The following is a 17,674-nucleotide window of genomic DNA, read 5'->3' as shown; positions in this document are numbered from 1 at the left end:
GTGGGCTGTATGTGTCCGACGACGAGAGCATGCTCGGCGCTTCCCGGTGGGGCGGCTTCTTCCTCCCTGCCGATCTCGGCCACGTCTACATGCTGTTCGAGTTCCGCCGGGTCCAGGAGACCGCGGCCGGCAGGCTGGCCGCGGGGAACGCCACCCCGGTCGAGCTGCGCGCGATCGAGGCCGCCGCCGAGACCTGCCGGTACGGTCACCTGAGCGGGCAGAGCGCGCTGTTCGATCGGGCGACAACGACTTCCACCTCTGCGTCGCCACCGCGTCGCACAACCGGTTCCTCGTCGCGGCCGTGCGCGAAGCCCGCCGCCTGCAACGCCAGACGAACATCATCGGAATGTCCGGCGCGACAGGCGGCCACGCTTCGGACGCGATCGAGGAGCACGCCGCCATCTACCGGGCGATCCGTGACGGCGACCCGGACGAGGCGGCCCGGGCGGCCGCCGTCCACCTCGACAACACCCTGGAGGACTATCGGCGCGAGATCCAGCGGCGTCTCTTCGGTCAGTGAGCAGAGAAGTGCGTACTCGGGGCCTGGCTTCGGGTACGCAGTCCTGTGCTCACTCCTTTGTGGACGGCCGCCATCGAGGGACGGGCACGATCCGGTGCGGATGAGTAAGTTTCACCGCGCATTGACCTTTGCCGCCGCCCGCTTCTATCTTGGCTCTTGCCTGTTCGGTCGGTGACCGGACGATTCCGGAGCGCGCATCGACTTTCCTCACGACCCTGGAGAACGACGATGTTCGAAGACCAGAGGGAGCCCCGCGATGGTGAGGTTCAGAGCCCTGTTCGCGTCCGTGGCCGTCGGGGCGCTGCTCGCGATGGCCGGGACCGGCACCGCACAAGCCGCACCGGGTGTGCGGTCGGCGGCCGCCGCCGGGACCGCCGGCTGCGGAGCCGCCCCCGGCCTGGCGAGCGGCAACCACACGATCTCCAGTGGCGGCCAGAATCGCGGCTACATCCTGCGGATCCCGGCAAACTACGACAACAGCCACCCGTACCGGCTGTTCGTCGGGCTGCACTGGCGCGGCGGCACGGCCGACGACGTCGACTCGGGCGGGACCGACGGTTACAACTGGTCCTACTACGGGCTCCGGCGGCTGGCGGACAGCGCGGGCAACACCACGATCTTCGTGGCGCCCCAGGGCAACGGCAACGGCTGGGCCAACCCCGGCGGCCAGGACGTCACCTTCGTCGACGACCTGCTGAGGCAGCTCGAGGCGGCACTGTGCGTCGACACCTCGCAGGTCTTCGCCGGCGGATTCAGCTACGGCGCGGCCATGAGCTACGCGCTCGCCTGCGCCCGGCCGGCGGTCTTCCGCGCGGTCGCCGTCTACTCCGGGGCGAACCTCAGCGGGTGCAGCGGCGGCACCCAGCCCGTCGCGTACATCGGTCTCCACGGCCTCCGGGACGACGTTCTGCCCATCGCGTCCGGACGTTCGCTGCGCGACCAGTTCGTCCGGAACAACGGCTGCACGCCGCAGAACCCGCCCGAGCCGGCGCCGGGCAGCCTGACGCACGTCGTCACCGCCTACTCCGGCTGCCGGGCCGGGTACCCGGTGGTCTGGGCCGCGTTCGACGGCGCCGGGCACGACCCGGGCCCGAGGGACGGGTGCACCTGCGACGGCTGGCAGACCTGGACCTCCGGTGAGGTGTGGAAGTTCATCACGCAGTTCGACTCGTCGACTCCGCCGGCCGGGCCTCCGGTGCAGGTCGGGGTGAACTACACCCTGGTCGCCGAGCACAGTGGCAAGCTCCTGGACGTCAGCGGCGTCTCCACCGCGGCCGGCGCCCTGCTGCAGCAGTGGCCGGCCACCGGCGGGCAGAACCAGCAGTTCGACTTCCTCGACTCCGGCGACGGCTACTACCGCGTCCGGGCCCGCCACAGCGGCCTGGTGCTCCAGGTGGCCGGTACCGCCACCGGCGCGGACATCAGCCAGCAACCGGACTCCGGCGCCACCGCCCAGCAGTGGCGTGTGGTCGACCAGGGCGGCGGCGTGGTCGGCCTGGTCAACCGGCTGAGCGGCCTGACGATGGACGTGTGGGGAGCCTCGACCGCCGACGGCGCGCGGATCTCCCAGTGGACGGCCACCGGCGGTGCCAACCAGCGATTCCGGGTCCAACGAGCCTGAGCGGCCCGTTACCCGGCGGTATCGTCGAGCGAGCCCCGCAGAGACAATGACGTCTTGGGAGAGCGAACGTGTCGTCCGTCGAGTTGCCCCAGCTCCGTCCGACCCTGGCCGACGTCGCGCGAGCGGCCGGGGTGTCGACCGCCACCGCGTCCCGCGTGCTCAACGGCTTTCCGCGGGTCCGGCCGAAAACGCGCAAGCAGGTCGAGTCGGCGATGTCGGCTCTGGGCTACGCCCGGCAGAGAGCCGCGCGGGCGACGGCGGGGCGCACCGGATCGGTCGCGCTGGTCGTGTGCGAGGAGGTGCTGCGGCTGTTCGCCGACCCCTACTTCGCCCGCATCTCCGCCGGTGCCGGGAAGGAGCTGACCGAGGCGGGCCTGCAGCTCGTCCTGCTCACGGTGCCCGCGACGGAGAACTACCAGGCCCCCGTGGTGCGCTACCTCGACGGCGGCCACGTCGACGGCGCCCTCGTCGTCGGCATGCACGGCCGCCGCCCGCTCGACCTGGACTGGCTCGGCATCCCGGTGGTGTTCGGCGGCCGCCCGGTCCGGGAAGGGGACTGCTCCTCCTACGTCGACGTGGACAACCGGGGTGGTGCGCGGCAGGCCACCCAGCGCCTCATCAACGCGGGGCGGCGCACCGTGGCGACCATCGCCGGACCTCAGGACATGACCGCGGGCGTGGACCGGCTGCTCGGCTACCGGGAGGCGGTGGTGGGCGCCGGCCGCGGCGACCGGGGGCTGGTGGTGTTCGGGGACTTCGGTCAGGCGTCCGGCGAGCACGCCACGGCCCGCCTGCTGGACCGCAGGCCGCACGTAGACGCCATCTTCGCGGCCTCGGACATGATGGCGGTCGGCGCGCTGCGGGCCCTGCAGCGCGCGGGGCGGCGGGTGCCCGGGGACGTGGCTGTCATCGGGTTCGACGACCTGCCGATCGGCCGTCGGACGGATCCGCCGCTCACCACCGTGCGCCAGCCGATCGAAGAGATGGGCGCCCGGATGACGGGTGAACTGCTCGCCATGCTCGGTGGCTCGGCCACGCCCCGCTGTGCCGTGCTGGACACCAAGCTCGTTCTGCGCGCGACGGCATGACTTTTGTGTTAGCGCTAACAATCCGTCTGCGGAGAAGTCCGCAGCGCTCGAAGGAGGATTCGTGACCACTCGAGTCAAACCGGTGCGTGCCGTCCTGGTTCTGGCCGCGATGCTGGCGGCCGCCCTGACCGGCGCGCCACCGGCGTCCGCGGCGTCGACGTCCCTCGCGAGCGCGGCGTCGGGGCGGTGCCTGAACGTGACGGGCGGCGTCGACACGCCGGGAACGGCATTGGAGATCCGGGACTGCACCGGCCAGGCGAGCCAGGCTTTCGAGTTCACCGCCGCCGGTGAGCTGCGGGGGATGAGCGGGACGCGGTGCGTGGACGCCTACGGCAACCGGACGGCGCCCGGCACGGCGGTGATCATCTGGTCCTGCACCGGCGGGGCGAACCAGCAGTGGCGGCAGAACTCCGACGGGTCGGTCACCGGGGTCCAGTCGGGGTTGTGCCTGGACGTGAACGGGGCCGGGACGGCCAACGGCACCGCGGTCATCCTGTGGACGTGCCACGGCCAGAGCAACCAGCGGTGGAGCACGAGCACCCCGCCGCCGACGGGCGCGGGCCCGTGCGACATCTACGCTTCGGGCGGCACGCCGTGCGTCGCCGCACACAGCACGGTTCGTGCGCTCTACGGCTCCTACAACGGAAACCTGTACCAGGTCCGGCGCGCGTCCGACAACGCCACCCGGAACGTCGGCGCCCTGGCGGCGGGCGGTGCGGCCGACGCCGGAGCCCAGGACTCCTTCTGTTCCGGCACGTCCTGCGTCATCACGGTGGTCTACGACCAGTCCGGGCGGGGGAACGACCTGTGGTACCAGGGGTCGAGCGCGGTTCCCGGGTCCAGCCAGAGCAGTCCCGCGAAGGCCACCACGGAGTCCCTCGCGGTCGGGGGCCAGAAGGCTTACTCCCTGTACATCAACCCCGGCAACAGCTATTGGCGGGACGGCCACCTGACCGGCGTGCCCACCGGCAGTGCGCCCGAGGGCATGTACATGGTGACGAGCGGGACGCACGTCAACAGCGGCTGCTGCTTCGACTACGGCAACAGCGAGACGACCAGGAAGGCCGACGCGGCCGGGGCGATGGACGCGATCAACTTCGGCAAGCAGTGCTGGTTCGGCGGGTGCTCCGGCACCGGCCCGTGGGTGCAGGCCGACCTCGAGTGGGGGCTCTACCCCGGCGGGAGCCAGTCGTGGAACCCCGGCCAGCGGGCGTTCGGCAGCAAGTTCGTCACGGCGGTGCTGAAGAACAACGGGACGTCACGGTTCGCCATGAAGGGCAGCGACGCCCAGTCCGGCAGCTTGACGACACTGTGGGACGGCGGGCTCCCGAGCGGGTACAGCCCGATGAAGAAGCAGGGGGCGATCGTGCTGGGCAGCGGTGGTGACTGCTGCAAGCCCGGCGGCGGCGCCAACCTGAGCGCCGGGACGTTCTACGAAGGGGCGATGGTCGCCGGCTACCCGTCCGACGCGACGGAGAACGCGGTGCAGGCCAACATCGTCGCCGCCGGTTATCGCTGACGCCGCTTCCGCTCCCGGGGAAGAACCGAACGCCCGAGCCGTATCCGGCGGCTCGGGCGTTCGGTGTGGGCGCAGGGGATCAGACGCGGCTCCACCGCTGGTTCTGCTGTCCGTTGCAGCTCCACAGGATCGCGTGGGTCCCGTTGGCCGTACCCGCGCCTTCGGCGTCCAGGCACAGTCCGGAGTGGACGTTGCGGACCGAGCCGTCCTGGCCGAACGTCCACTTCTGGTTGTCCTGCCCGGTGCACGGCCAGCTGAGCACGCGGGTGCCGTTGGTGGTGCCCTGGTGGTCGGCGTCGAGGCACTTGTCGCCGAACACGCGGACCTCGCCGTTCTCCCAGGTGGTCCACAGCTGGTTCGCCGCGGTCTGGCAGTCCCAGATCAGCGCGCCCGCGCCCGCGGCCGTCGAGGCGTTGTCGACGTCCAGGCAGCGCCCGGAACCCGCACCGCGCAGCCGGGAGGTCGTGGCGGCCAGCGGGGCACCACCGGACACCCGGTACGCCGCGACGCCGTGCGCCGGCACGCTCGCGCCGATCGGGCCGCCGGTCGTCGAAGTCGCGCCGGTCCACACGTCGGTCAGGGTGAACGCCGAGCCGGAGAGCCCGATCTGCGCGGCGGTCGTGCTCACGGTGGTCGTGGCGCTGCCGCGGTTGAGCAGCCCGACCGCGACCGAGCCGTCGGCCAGCGGCTTCGCGAAGACCTCGACGTTGCCGTCGTCACGCACCCGGCGGCCGCCGGCGCCGAGCCGGTCCTGGTCGACCGCCAGCAGCCGCGGGTTCCGCAGCACCGCGCTGATGTCGGCCGGCATCGTGCGGATGTCGTTGCCCGCCATCAACGGCGCGGCCATGAGGGCCCACAGGGCGAAGTGGGCGCGGGACTCGGTCAGCGACAGCCCGGGCCGCCCGACGACGAGCATGTCCGGGTCGTTCCAGTGCCCCGGGCCGGCCTGCGCGGCCAGCGGGGCGGTGACGTCGAGGACGTTGCCCACGCCCATCGGGTAGCTGTTGGTGTTGCCGTTCTGCCAGACGTCCAGCAGGTCCTCGGTGGTGCGCCAGAGGTCCGCGACCTGGCCCCAGTCGTACTTGTCGCCGGTGATGGCGTGGTAGCTGTTGGGGTTGATGCTGTAGACGATCGGGCGGCCGGTGGCGCGCACGGCGTCGCGCATCACCGTGAACCGGGCGACCTGCTCGTCGCGGGTGCCGGCGGGGGAGCACCAGTCGTACTTGAGGTAGTCCACGCCCCAGGACGCGAAGGTGGTGGCGTCCTGGACCTCGTGCCCCGCGCTGCCGGTGGAACCGGGGTAGGTGCCGGTGCGCTGGGCACAGGTGCGGTCGGTCGGCACCTGGTAGATGCCGAACTTCAGGCCGCGCCCGTGGATGTAGTCGCCCAGCGCCTTCATGCCGCTCGGGAACTTCGACGCGTTGGCGCGCAGGGCGCCTTGGGAGTCGCGTTGCGGGTCGAACCAGCAGTCGTCGACGACGACGTACTGGTAGCCCGCGTCCTTCATCCCGGACGAGACCATCGCGTCGGCCGCCTGGCGGATGGCGGTCTCGGTGACGCCGCAGCCGAAGCTGTTCCAGCTGTTCCAGCCCAGCGGCGGGGTGAGCGCCGGGCTGCCGGGCGCGGCCACGGCGGCCGGCGGGGTCGGTAGCACGGTCGCCAGGGCCAGTGCGGTGGCCGCGGCGGTGAGCAGGTGCAGGATGCGGTGGCGCGGTCGAACGGGCATCGTCGCCCCTTTCCGGGAGTGGAAGCGGAGTGGCGGCCGGCCGGCGACGCCGAAGCGCTCGTTCACCCGGGCCGGCCGCCGAGTCGTGACGTCAAGCGGCGAACTGCCACCAGTTCACGTTGAACAGGTAGCCGCTGCCGCCGGTGAACCGGAGGTACAGGTCGTGCGTCCCCGTCGCCCCGGTCACCGGGCAGGACACGCTCGTCCAGGTCTGCCAGCCACCCGTACCCGGAACGGTGCAGGTTCCCGCCAGGGTGCCCCCGGTGCTGTCCAGCCGGACTTCGATCCGGCCGCCGGCGGCCGCGGAGGCGACTCGCGCGGTGAAGGTCCGGGCGCCGGTCCCGAAAGCGGCGCCCTTGACCTTGATCCAGTCACCGTTCTCGAGGTAGCCGACGTTCATCCCGCCCTCGGTGGACGGCTCGGTCTCGACGCCGGACTCCCAGGCGATCGTTTCCGCTTCCTGCCGCGTGTACGGGTTCAGCGTGCCCACCTGCGGCGCGCCCGTCGTGCTCATGCCGATCGTGGGGATGGTGCCGTCGGCGTTGTAGGTGAACTTCTCCACGGCCACCGAGCGCGTGTAGCCGCCGCCGCCCGGCAAGGCGCCGTTGTGGTAGAAGAAGTAGGAGTTCCCGTTGAAGTCGATCACGCCCGGGTGGTTGGTGAAGCTGCCTCCCTGGGTGGGCATGACCGTCCCGCGGTAGGTCCACGGTCCGGTGGGGCCGGGAGCGGTCGAGTAGCCGATGAACTCCGAGCAGCAGTTCGCCGCGAACACGTTGTAGTACAAGCCGTTGCGCTTGTAGACCCAGGGACCTTCCTCGAACAGCGTCGGCCGGCTCGCGTTCCCCGTGCGGGTGCCGAACCCGGCGGTGGTCAGGGGGATCTGAGTCGGTCCGCTCGAGTAGGAGATCATGTCGGCGTTGAGCTTCACGTACCACAGGTGCGGGTTGCCCCAGTACAGGTAGGCCTGCCCGTCGTCGTCGACGAACACCGTGGGGTCGATCTCGCCGTTGCCGACGAGCGGGTGCCCGAGCGCGTCGCTGAACGGCCCGGTGGGGCTGTTCGACACGGCCACGCCGATCGCCATCGCGCCGGTCGCCCGGACCGTCATCGGGACGTACCAGTAGAACTTGCCGTTGCGGTAGACGGTCTGGCCCGCCCAGGCGTTGGCGCTCGCCCACGTGAAGCTGGCGAGGTTCAGGGGGGAGCCGTGGTCGGTCCAGTTGACCATGTCCGCCGACGACCACACCCGCCACTCCTTCATGGTGAAGTACGTCGAGCCGTCTTCGTCGTGTCCGGTGTAGAGGTAGACGCGGCCGTTGTACACCAGGGGCGCCGGGTCGGCCGTGTAAATCGTCTGGATGATCGGGTTGTCCGCCCGGGCCACCGCCGGGAACAGTCCCAGGGCACACAACAGGCTGACGATCAGCGTGAACGCACGCCGGGGTTTGACGATCGCCGAAGGTGAGGACGCGACTTTCACAGGTGCTCCTTGGGTAGTGGTCACCGTTTGCTCGCGCTCCAGAGCCAGGCGAGGAGCAGTGTGACACGGCACTGTTCACGCTCACAAGCATTCGCCACGGCGCATGAAAGTTACACCTTGCCCGTGTGTTCCACGCTGGGGTTTAGCGGCGGCCGCAGGTCCGGTCGGTCATGGGGGTTGACCATCGGCTCCGGCTGAGCCTAGACATGGTGTCAGTTCCGGTGATCCCAGGCGGCACTTCGTCCACCACATTGTGTTAACGCTAACTGTTTCGGAGCCGAGGAGGCTTTCCGCGATGTCCGAGTTCAGCCGTCGCACGATGCTGGGTCTGATCACGGTGAGCGGCTCGGCGGCCGCCGGTCTGCTGCGCGGCGGGACCGCCTGGGCCACCGCCGGGCCGGGCAGCTACACGCCGACCTGGTCGTCGGTCGACCAGCACCCGCCCGCGGCGGAGTGGTTCTGCGACGCCAAGTTCGGCATCTACTTCCACTGGGGCGTCTTCAGCGTCCCCGCGTTCGGCAACGAGTGGTACCCCCGCAACATGTACGTCGCTGGCTCGGCCGAGAACAACCACCACCAGGCCGTGTACGGCGACCCGTCGGCGTGGCCCTACCACAACTTCGTCAACGGGGCCCGCGACAAAGCCGGCAACTTCGTGCAGTTCGCGCCGAAGCTCAAGTCCGCGGGCGGCAACTTCGACCCGGCGGAGTGGGCGCAGCTGTTCGCCGACGCCGGCGCCAAGTTCGCCGGACCCGTCGCCGAGCACCACGACGGCTTCTCGATGTGGAACAGCGCCGTCAACGAATGGAACTCGGTCGCCAAGGGGCCACGGCTGGACCTGGCGCGGCTGCACGCCGACGCGATCCGCGCCCGGGGGCTGAAGTTCATGGTGTCGCTGCACCACGCCTACCACTTCACCGGCTTCTACGACCACGTGCCGGCGCAGTCGGACGCCGGTCTGCGCAAGCTGTACGGCCAACTGGGCGCGGCGGCGGAGAACCAGCTCTGGTACGACAAGCTGGCCGAAGTCGTCGACGGCTACCAGCCGGATCTCTTGTGGCAGGACTTCAACCTGCCGCGCGTCGACGAGTCCCGGCGGCTGAACTTCCTGTCGTACTACTACAACAAGGCCGTCGCGTGGAACAAGGACGTCGTCGCGACCTACAAGGACGGTTTCGACAACCGGGGCGAGGTCTTCGACTTCGAGCGCGGCGGACCGGGGGACATCCAGAACCCGTACTGGCTGACCGACGACAGCATCTCCAGCTCCAGCTGGTGCTACACGACCGGCATCGGCTACTACTCGATGAAGGCGATGCTGCACGCGCTGATCGACCGCGTCAGCAAGAACGGCACGATGCTGCTCAACATCGCGCCGATGGCCGACGGCACCATCCCGTCCGGGCAGCGGACGATCCTGCTCGGCATCGGCGACTACCTCGGCCGTTTCGGGGAGTCGATCTACGCCACCCGCGCCTGGTCGGCCTACGGCGAAGGCCCGACGCAGATGGGCGGCGGCTCCTTCACCACGCCGCGTGAGGGCACCAACCGCGACATCCGGTTCACCCGGAGCAAGGACAACACCGTCCTGTACGCCACGGTCCTGGGGTGGCCGGGCAGCACGCTGGACGTCACGATGCTCGGCTCGAGCCGGATCAACCTCGGCTCGCTGAAGACCGTGCAGCTGCTCGGGGCCACGGCCGGGTCCTACACCGACCTGCCCGACCGCACCCAGGACGGCTCAGGGCTGCACATCCGGCTGCCGTCAGCGCCGTTCAGCGCCCCGGCGTACGTGGTGAAGCTGACCTTCACCGGCCAGATCCCGGCTCCGGGGTCCGGACCGCTCCCCACCGGCTGGGTGCGGATCGCGAACGTCACGACCGGCCTGGTGCTCGACAGCGGCGGGAGCGTCGCGGCCGGGTCGGTGCTCAAGCAGTGGTCCTACGACGGCTCGGCCAACCTCCAGTGGCAGCTGGTCGACCTGGGCAACGGGTACTACCGGATCGTCAACCGCACCAACGGCATGGTCGCCGACAGCGGCGGCCGGACGGGCAACGGCGTCAACGCCGTGCAGACGTCCTGGACCGGGAGTGACAACCAGCAGTGGCGGCTGACCGGGATCGGGAACGGGCGCTACCAGATCGTCAACCGGGGCACCGGCACCGCACTCGACGGCGCGGGCACCACCACGGCCGGCTCCACGGTCGTCCTGTGGGCGCCGAACACCAGCACCAACAACCAGTGGACCGTCACGGCCGTCTGATCCCCCCTGCGTCGGAAGAGAGAACCGCCATGCCCGGAGCCTTGTTCCGCAGGGTGCGAACCACGATGGCCGTGGTCGTCGTCCTGGCCGCCGGCGTGGTGGCCGGGGCCGCGCCGGCCCAGGCCGCCACCTCGATCACGATCAACGGCGGATCGGCCGGCCGCACCTTCGACGGCGTCGGCGCGGTCAGCGGCGGCGGTGGCAACAGCCGCCTGCTGATCGACTACCCCGAGCCGCAGCGCGGCCAGATCCTCGACTACCTGTTCAAGCCCGGTTACGGCGCCGCGCTGCAGATCCTCAAGGTGGAGATGGGCGGCGACACCAACTCCACCAGCGGCGCGGAGCCCAGCCACGCCCACTTCCGCGGCGACCTGGACTGCAACCGCGGCTACGAGTGGTGGCTCATGGAGCAGGCCAAGGCGCGCAACCCCGGCATCAAGCTCGTGGGCCTGCCCTGGGGTGCGCCGGGCTGGATCGGCAACGGCACGTTCTTCTCCGACGACCTGACCGGCTACTACCTTTCGTGGCTCGGGTGCGCCAAGCAGCACGGGCTGACGATGGACTACCTCACGACCGTCCAGAACGAGAAGCAGTGGAGCGCCGACTGGACCGTCACCATCCGCAACGCGCTCAACGCCAACGGGTACAGCGCCGTCAAGCTCATCTCCGGTGATTCCTGGCCGGGGGACTGGGGGCCCGCGAGCGCCATCTCGACGAACACGGCCTACCGCAACGCCACCGACGTGCTCAGCGCCCACTACACCTGTGGTTACCTCAGCTCGCAGACGTCGTGCAGTGTCCCGGCCGGCGTCACCAACACCGGCAAGACGCTGTGGTCCAGCGAGAACGGCTCCCAGGACTACAACGACGGCGCCAAGCCGCTGGCCCGCGGCATCAACCGCGTCTACCTCGACGGCAAGATGACCGCCTACCTCAACTGGGACCTCATCGCCGCCACCACGCCGAACATCCCCTGGCCGACCGTCGGGCTGGCGCTGGCCAACCAGCCGTGGTCGGGCTACTACTCGATCGGCAAGGACGCCTGGGCGCTGGCGCACACCACGCAGTTCACCGCGCCCGGCTGGAAGTACCTCGACACCTCCAGCGGCTACCTCGGCGGCAACCGCGCCAACGGCAGCTACGTCTCGCTGAAGTCGCCGAACAACACCGACTACAGCACGATCATCGAAACCATGGACGCCACCTCGGCCCAGACGCTAAACCTGAACGTCACCGGCGGGCTGTCCACCGGCCAGGTGCACGTGTGGGCGACCAACCTGAACTCGAACAACCCCGCGGACTTCTTCGGGCACACGGCCGACGTCACCCCGTCCGGCGGCGCGTTCTCCCTGACCGCCCAGCCCGGCTACCTGTACACGATCACGACCACCACCGGGCAGGGCAAGGGCACCGCGACCAGTCCGGCGCAGGGCTCGCTGAACCTGCCCTATAGCGACGACTTCGACGGGTACGCGACGGGCAAGGAAGCCAAGTACCTGATGGACATGGAGGGCGCCTTCGAGACGTCCGCCTGCGGCGCCGGCCGTTCCGGCACGTGCGTGCGCCAGTCCGCTCCGCAGAAGGCGATCCCCTGGAAGAAGACGACCGATCCGTACGCGTTGCTGGGCAACGTGGCCTGGAGCACCTACACGGTCAACGCGGACGTGTTGCTGGAGAAGTCCGGGTACGTCCAGCTGCTCGGCCGGGCCGGCTCCCAGGACACGGGCAACCAGGGCGCGCTGAACGCCTACTACCTGCGGGTCGGTGACACCGGTGCCTGGTCGATCCAGCGCAACAACACCAGCCAGCAGGTCACGACGCTGCGCAGCGGTACGACGACCGCGTTGGGCACCAACCGCTGGCACAAGCTGTCCCTGGGCTTCTCCGGCAGCACCATCACCGCCACCGTCGACGGTGTGGTCGTCGGAACGGTCACCGATACCACCTTCCCGGCGGGCCAGGTCGGGATCGGCACGAGCCAGGGGGAGACCGCGCAGTTCGACAACCTCGCCGTGACCGGCTCGGGCGGCGGGTCGACCTCCGTGCTGCGCAACACCGCTTCGAGCCGGTGCCTCGACGTCCCGAGCGCGTCGCAGACCAACGGCACCCAGGTCACGTTGTGGGACTGCAACGGCGGCGGGAACCAGCAGTGGACCCTCACCTCCGGGAAGCAGCTCCAGGTGTACGGCACGAAGTGCCTCGACGCCGAGGGAGCGAGCACCGCGGCCGGCACCCGGGCGATCATCTGGGACTGCACGGGCGGCACCAACCAGCAGTGGAACGCGAATGCCGACGGCACGATCACGGGTGTCCCATCAGGACTGTGCCTCGGCCCGAGCGGCACCGGGAACAGCGCACCGGTGACCCTGCAGGCTTGTACGGGCAGCAACGCCCAGAAGTGGAACCGAAGCTGACCGCGGCCGGTCGTGAGTGAGAAACAGTGTTCTAACACTGTTTCTCACTCACGACCCCTGGCACGGCGAGAGCATCCCCGACCGGACAAAGGAGTTCGCTCATGACCCCACGATGGAGAAGGTTGCTGCAAACCATGGGCGCCGCGGTGGCGCTCGCCGCGGGCGCGCTGGCCGGCCCGGCCGCACCGGCGCAGGCCGCGACGCAAGGGCCGTGCGACCTCTACGCTGCCGGCGGGACGTCCTGCGTGGCCGCGCATTCCACCACCCGGGCGCTCTACGGCGCTTACAACGGTGCCCTGTACCAAGTCCGGCGGTCGTCCGACAACGCGACACGGGACATCGGCGTCCTGAGCGCCGGCGGTGTCGCGAACGCCGCGGCCCAGGATTCGTTCTGCGCGAGCACGACGTGTCTCATCACCGTCATCTACGACCAGTCCGGCCGCGGCAACCACCTCACGCAAGCACCGCCCGGCGGGTTCTCCGGCCCGGCCGCCGGCGGGTACGACAACCTGGCCAACGCCACCGCCGCCCCGATCACCATCGGCGGCCAGAAGGCGTACGGCGTGTTCGTCGCCCCCGGAACCGGCTACCGCAACAACAACACGAACGGTGTCGCGACCGGTGACCAGCCGGAAGGCATGTACGCGATCTTCGACGGTACGCACTACAACGGCGGCTGCTGCTTCGACTACGGCAACGCCGAGCGCAACAGCCGGGACAACGGCAACGGCACCATGGAGGCCATCTACTTCGGCAACATCAAGGTCTGGGGTTACGGCGCCGGACCGGGTCCCTGGGTCATGTCCGACCTCGAGAACGGCCTCTACTCCGGCGTCAACGCCGGTTACAACGCCAACGACCCCACCGTCAACCACCGCTACCTGACCGCGATCCTCAAGGGTGAGGCCAACCACTGGTCCATCCGCGGCGGCAACGCGCAGTCCGGTGGCCTGTCCACCTTCTACAACGGCTCACGCCCCAACGTGTCGGGCTACAACCCGATGCGCAAGGAAGGCGCGATCATCCTCGGCACCGGGGGCGACAACAGCATCGGCTCCGCGGGCACCTTCTACGAAGGCGTGATGACTTCGGGCTACCCGTCCGACGCCACCGAGAACGCCGTGCAGGCCAACATCACCGCCGCCGCGTACGGCACCGGCGGCAGCGGCACCAGCACCGGACCGCTGCACGCGGTGGGCGCCGGCAAGTGCCTCGACGTCCCGGGCTCCACCACGACGTCCGGCACCCAGCTGCAGATCTACAGCTGCAGCGGCCAGGCGAACCAGACCTGGACCCGCACGTCGTCGAACCAGCTGACGGCCACCGTCGGCGGGCAGACGCTCTGCCTGGACGCCTCGGGCAACGGGACCAGCGCCGGCACGAAGGTGGTGACCTGGTCCTGCAACGGCGGGGCCAACCAGCAGTGGACGGTCAACTCCAACGGCACGGTCACCGGCGGGCAGTCCGGCCTGTGCCTGGACGTGACGGGTGCGTCGACGGCCAACGGCGCGCTGGTCGAGCTGTGGACCTGCAACGGCGGCAGCAACCAGCAGTGGACGCTGGGCTAGGACCTTCGACGAAGGAACGAGGTTGTCATGACCATCAGCCCATCCCGATGGCGGACCGCGCTCGCCACCGCGGCGACCGCCGGACTCGCGGCGAGTGCCCTGGTGCTGTTCCCCGGCACCGCCGGCGCGGCGAGCACACTCGGCGCCGCGGCGGCGCAGAGCGGAAGGTACCTCGGCGCCGCGATCTCCACGAGTCACCTCGGCGAAGCGGCGTACGTGAACACGTGGACGTCGGAGTTCAACGGCGTCACCCCGGAAAACGAGATGAAGTGGGCGACGGTCGAGCCGAACCGCAACCAGTTCAACTTCGGGCCGGGGGAGCAGATCGTCAGCCAGGCCAGGAGCAAGGGGATGAAGATCCGCGGGCACACGCTGGTGTGGCACGGGCAGCTGGCCGGGTGGGTGAGCGGGCTGGACGCGAGCAACCTGCGGTCGGCGATGCAGAACCACATCAGCCAGGTGGCCGGTCACTGGAAGGGCCAGCTCTACGCGTGGGACGTCGTCAACGAGGCGTTCGAGGAGAACGGCACCCGCCGGCAGTCGGTGTTCCAGCAGAAGCTCGGTGACGGCTACATCGAGGACGCGTTCCGCGCGGCTCGCACGGCCGACCCGAACGCCAAGCTCTGCTACAACGACTACAACACCGACGGCGTCAACGCGAAGAGCACCGGGATCTACAACATGGTCCGGGACTTCAAGAGCCGGGGCGTGCCGATCGACTGCGTGGGCTTCCAGAGCCACCTCGGCTCGAACTCCAACCTCGGCAGCTACCAGACGAACCTGCAGCGCTTCGCCGACCTCGGCGTCGACGTGCAGATCACCGAGCTGGACGTCGGCGGCTCGGGCTCCGGTCAGGCGAACGTCTACCGGCAGGTCACCCAGGCGTGCACGGCGGTCTCCCGCTGCACCGGCATCACGGTCTGGGGCGTCACGGACAAGTACTCGTGGCGCTCGGGCGACACACCGCTGCTGTTCGACGGCAACTACGGCAAGAAACAGGCCTACACCGCCGTTCTCGACGTGCTCAACAGCAGCGGCGGGAACGGTGGCAATGGCGCGATCCGCGCCGTGGCCGCGAACCGGTGCCTGGACGTGCCCAGCTCGTCGACCACCCCCGGCACTTCGCTGGGGATCTGGGACTGTCACGGCGGGACGAACCAGCAGTGGACCCGCACGAGCTCCGGGGCGCTGACCGTCTACTCCGGTGACGGGCAGCGGTGCCTGGACACCGCGAGTGGCGGGACTTCCGCCGGGACCGCGGCCGTGATCGCGAACTGCACCGGCGGCAACGGCCAGAAGTGGACGTCGAACTCGAACGGCACGATCACGAACGGCCAGTCCGGACTGTGCCTGGACGTCAACGGCGCCGCGACCGCCAACGGGACCGCAGTGATCATCTGGACCTGCAACGGCGGGGCCAACCAGCAGTGGACCGGCCCGGCGACCTGATCGCGCCGAAGCCGTACTCCACGCCAGCATGCCCGGGATGCCGGAGTTCGCTGCGGACTCCGGCACCCCGAGCGGCAACAGCCCGGCAAAGCGAAGGCGGTCGACGCCCGTCACCACCCTTGGGTCGACAACCGCCTTGTCCACAGTGGTCTCCGGTGACCTCATGCTGGAGACAAGCCTGATCCGGACAGGTTATGTCCGGTATTCAGGATAGCGTCGTGATCATGACAACGAACACCGTCCAACTGGCCTCCGTCCGCGTGATCACCGACGACCTACCGCAACTCGTCCGCTTCTACGAGGTCCTCACCGGCGCCACCCCGCAGTACCTGACTGACGACTTCGTCGAGCTGGTGACACCGTCCGCGACGTTCGCGCTCAGCACGCCGGAGCGGGTCGCTTTCATCACGGACGACCCACCGCGAGCGGCCGCCAACCGCACCGCCATCGTCGAGTTCGTCGTGGAGGACGTCGAATCCCTGCTCGCCCTCATGAAGGCCGAACTCGGCGATGACCTCGACATCGTGCAGGCGCCGACGATGATGCCCTGGGGCAACATGTCCGTTCTGATCCGCGACCCCGAAGGGTCACTCGTCAACCTCTACACGCCGGTCACGCCGCAGGCGCTGCGACTGCAGCAGAACCGGACACCCAAGATGCCACCGCCCACCAGCAAGGCGGACTGACCACAGACGCAGGTCGAGCACAGGTACGACGCGACCTGACGGACCTTGGACGAGGAGTCGCCACGCGGTCCTAGCCCGAGTCGCCGCCGGGATCGACGATCGCCGCGGCGATCAGCTTCTGCCCCAGCGCGGCAACGACCCCGTGCAGAGCCTTCGGCTGCTCGATGACGAACGGTCGATCGAGAGCGGCCAATCTTCCCGCGACCCATTCCAAACGTTCCGCACGTACGAAAATTCTCAGCCAGTGACCATTTCCGGCGACGCCGGCTACCGGTTCGACCGACGCCAGCGTCTCCGGGAACAACGCTCGCACTTGCATTGCGTCAGCGTCGACGAGCACTGACACCTCGTGTCGCCCGGGACCCGCTGCGAGCGGGCCCACAACCCGCTGCACCGGGTTCAGGTCATCCGGCACCTCGAACGTGCCTTCCAGCAGGCGCAGGCCGGCGATGCGGTCCAGGCGGAACGTCCGCTCCGCCTGGCGCCCGACGTCGTGGCCGGTGAGGTAGAGCAACCCGTGCATGGCAACGATGCCGTGCGGATGAACGGTGCGTAACCGTGCACGTCCGTGCCGCGGCATGTAGTCGAAGGCAACCGGACGCCGGTCCCCCGTCGCCTGCACCAGCCTGAGAAGCACTCTCGCGCTTGCCTCCTCGCCACCCCCGGTGTGGTCTGCCTCGCCGATCCGACCGCCGGTGAAATTCACGGTTTCGACCACTGCGTCAATCTGTCGTGCCAGGGCCGGGGGCAGTACCCGGCGCACCTTCGAGGTGGCGGCCTCCACGTCACCGATCGAGGCCGGACCAGACCCCGACCGGCCCGTCAGCAGAAGCCCCCAGACGACCGCCAGTGCTTCCTCGTCGGTGAGCATCAACGGAGGCATCCGGTAGTGGCGCGCCAATCGGTAACCGCCGTAACGACCACGCACGGAATCCACCGGAATGCCGAGGTCACGCAGGTGCTCCACGTAGCGGCGCACCGTGCGTCCATCCACGTTCAGCCGCTCGGCCAGCTCAGCAGAGGTACGGGTGCCGCCGGACTGCAACAACTCGAGCAACGTCAATACCCGAGCTGTCGGCCGTGCCACGTCACCCCACACCATGCTCGGGCTGACGTAGTCCGGCAGGGTGCCGGTCACCGCCGCGGCGCCGTGCAGGCCGACAACGCCGCGCGGCCAGGTGAAGCGGACCACCCCGGTGACGGTGACGCCGAACGGAGCCTCCAGTCGCACCCGCCGGTGCGCCCACGCCGGGCAGGGTTCCTGCGGAGTCGATCAGCACGTTGACGCCATGGTCGCCGGACGCATCCATGGGAGCCCACACCTCATCAGCGAACACCTC

General features: G+C 69.5%; 12 protein-coding genes. 9 read left to right on the top strand and 3 right to left on the bottom strand.

The genetic code is table 11. The features are described from left to right. Positions 1–46 precede the first annotated feature (46 nt). The 4 genes from OG439_RS27815 (at position 47) to OG439_RS27800 (ending at position 4,748) form a co-directional block, all read left to right on the top strand. The gene (locus tag OG439_RS27815) at positions 47–520 is read left to right on the top strand and encodes a FadR/GntR family transcriptional regulator (RefSeq protein WP_326943761.1); all 474 of its coding nucleotides are present in this window, start codon (positions 47–49) and stop codon (positions 518–520) included. Positions 521–776: 256 nt separating this feature from the next. Further along, positions 777–2,141, top strand: coding sequence for an RICIN domain-containing protein (locus OG439_RS27810; RefSeq protein WP_326943760.1), 1,365 nt, complete (start codon positions 777–779; stop codon positions 2,139–2,141). Positions 2,142–2,209: 68 nt separating this feature from the next. Next, entirely contained in the window at positions 2,210–3,229 is a 1,020-nt protein-coding gene (locus tag OG439_RS27805) for a LacI family DNA-binding transcriptional regulator (protein WP_326943759.1), read from the top strand. Between the two features lie 61 nt (positions 3,230–3,290). After that, entirely contained in the window at positions 3,291–4,748 is a 1,458-nt protein-coding gene (locus tag OG439_RS27800) for an arabinofuranosidase catalytic domain-containing protein (RefSeq protein WP_442792228.1), read from the top strand. Positions 4,749–4,827: 79 nt separating this feature from the next. On the opposite strand, the gene OG439_RS27795 is transcribed toward OG439_RS27800, so the two are convergent. After that, entirely contained in the window at positions 4,828–6,474 is a 1,647-nt protein-coding gene (locus tag OG439_RS27795) for a glycoside hydrolase family 27 protein (RefSeq protein ID WP_326943758.1), read from the bottom strand. A 91-nt stretch (positions 6,475–6,565) separates the two neighbouring features. After that, positions 6,566–7,954 carry a glycoside hydrolase family 43 protein gene (locus tag OG439_RS27790; RefSeq protein WP_326943757.1) on the bottom strand — a complete coding sequence of 463 codons (1,389 nt, stop codon included), beginning with the start codon at positions 7,952–7,954 and terminating at the stop codon, positions 6,566–6,568. A 295-nt stretch (positions 7,955–8,249) separates the two neighbouring features. On the opposite strand from OG439_RS27790, the gene OG439_RS27785 reads away from it, so the two are divergent. From OG439_RS27785 to OG439_RS27765, 5 genes are all read left to right on the top strand, one after another. Continuing rightward, positions 8,250–10,217 carry an alpha-L-fucosidase gene (locus OG439_RS27785; RefSeq protein WP_326943756.1) on the top strand — a complete coding sequence of 656 codons (1,968 nt, stop codon included), beginning with the start codon at positions 8,250–8,252 and terminating at the stop codon, positions 10,215–10,217. A 65-nt stretch (positions 10,218–10,282) separates the two neighbouring features. After that, positions 10,283–12,631, top strand: coding sequence for a ricin-type beta-trefoil lectin domain protein (locus OG439_RS27780; protein WP_326943755.1), 2,349 nt, complete (start codon positions 10,283–10,285; stop codon positions 12,629–12,631). Positions 12,632–12,732: 101 nt separating this feature from the next. Next, a complete protein-coding gene (locus OG439_RS27775) occupies positions 12,733–14,199 on the top strand; it encodes an arabinofuranosidase catalytic domain-containing protein (protein ID WP_442792227.1) in 1,467 nt (488 codons plus the stop codon). Positions 14,200–14,226: 27 nt separating this feature from the next. Further along, positions 14,227–15,648: an endo-1,4-beta-xylanase gene (locus tag OG439_RS27770; RefSeq protein WP_326943754.1), complete on the top strand. Its 1,422-nt coding sequence runs from the start codon at positions 14,227–14,229 to the stop codon at positions 15,646–15,648. A gap of 224 nt (positions 15,649–15,872) precedes the next feature. Next, positions 15,873–16,334 carry a VOC family protein gene (locus OG439_RS27765; protein WP_326943753.1) on the top strand — a complete coding sequence of 154 codons (462 nt, stop codon included), beginning with the start codon at positions 15,873–15,875 and terminating at the stop codon, positions 16,332–16,334. Positions 16,335–16,404: 70 nt separating this feature from the next. On the opposite strand, the gene OG439_RS27760 is transcribed toward OG439_RS27765, so the two are convergent. Then, a complete protein-coding gene (locus OG439_RS27760) occupies positions 16,405–17,565 on the bottom strand; it encodes a helix-turn-helix transcriptional regulator (protein WP_326943752.1) in 1,161 nt (386 codons plus the stop codon). Positions 17,566–17,674 lie beyond the last annotated feature (109 nt).

Source organism: Amycolatopsis sp. NBC_01307 (assembly GCF_035975215.1).
GTDB lineage: Bacteria > Actinomycetota > Actinomycetes > Mycobacteriales > Pseudonocardiaceae > Amycolatopsis.
Note: the sequence above shows the minus strand (reverse complement) of the source record. Positions and strands in the feature narration are given on the sequence as shown.

Bases quoted from the DNA above. Each gene is read 5' to 3' on its own strand.
- OG439_RS27810 (WP_326943760.1), top strand. From the start codon at position 777: ATGGTGAGGTTCAGAGCCCTGTTCGCGTCCGTGGCCGTCGGGGCGCTG.
- OG439_RS27795 (WP_326943758.1), bottom strand. From the start codon at position 6,474: ATGCCCGTTCGACCGCGCCACCGCATCCTGCACCTGCTCACCGCCGCG.
- OG439_RS27785 (WP_326943756.1), top strand. From the start codon at position 8,250: ATGTCCGAGTTCAGCCGTCGCACGATGCTGGGTCTGATCACGGTGAGC.
- OG439_RS27780 (WP_326943755.1), top strand. From the start codon at position 10,283: ATGGCCGTGGTCGTCGTCCTGGCCGCCGGCGTGGTGGCCGGGGCCGCG.
- OG439_RS27775 (WP_442792227.1), top strand. From the start codon at position 12,733: ATGACCCCACGATGGAGAAGGTTGCTGCAAACCATGGGCGCCGCGGTG.
- OG439_RS27770 (WP_326943754.1), top strand. From the start codon at position 14,227: ATGACCATCAGCCCATCCCGATGGCGGACCGCGCTCGCCACCGCGGCG.
- OG439_RS27765 (WP_326943753.1), top strand. From the start codon at position 15,873: ATGACAACGAACACCGTCCAACTGGCCTCCGTCCGCGTGATCACCGAC.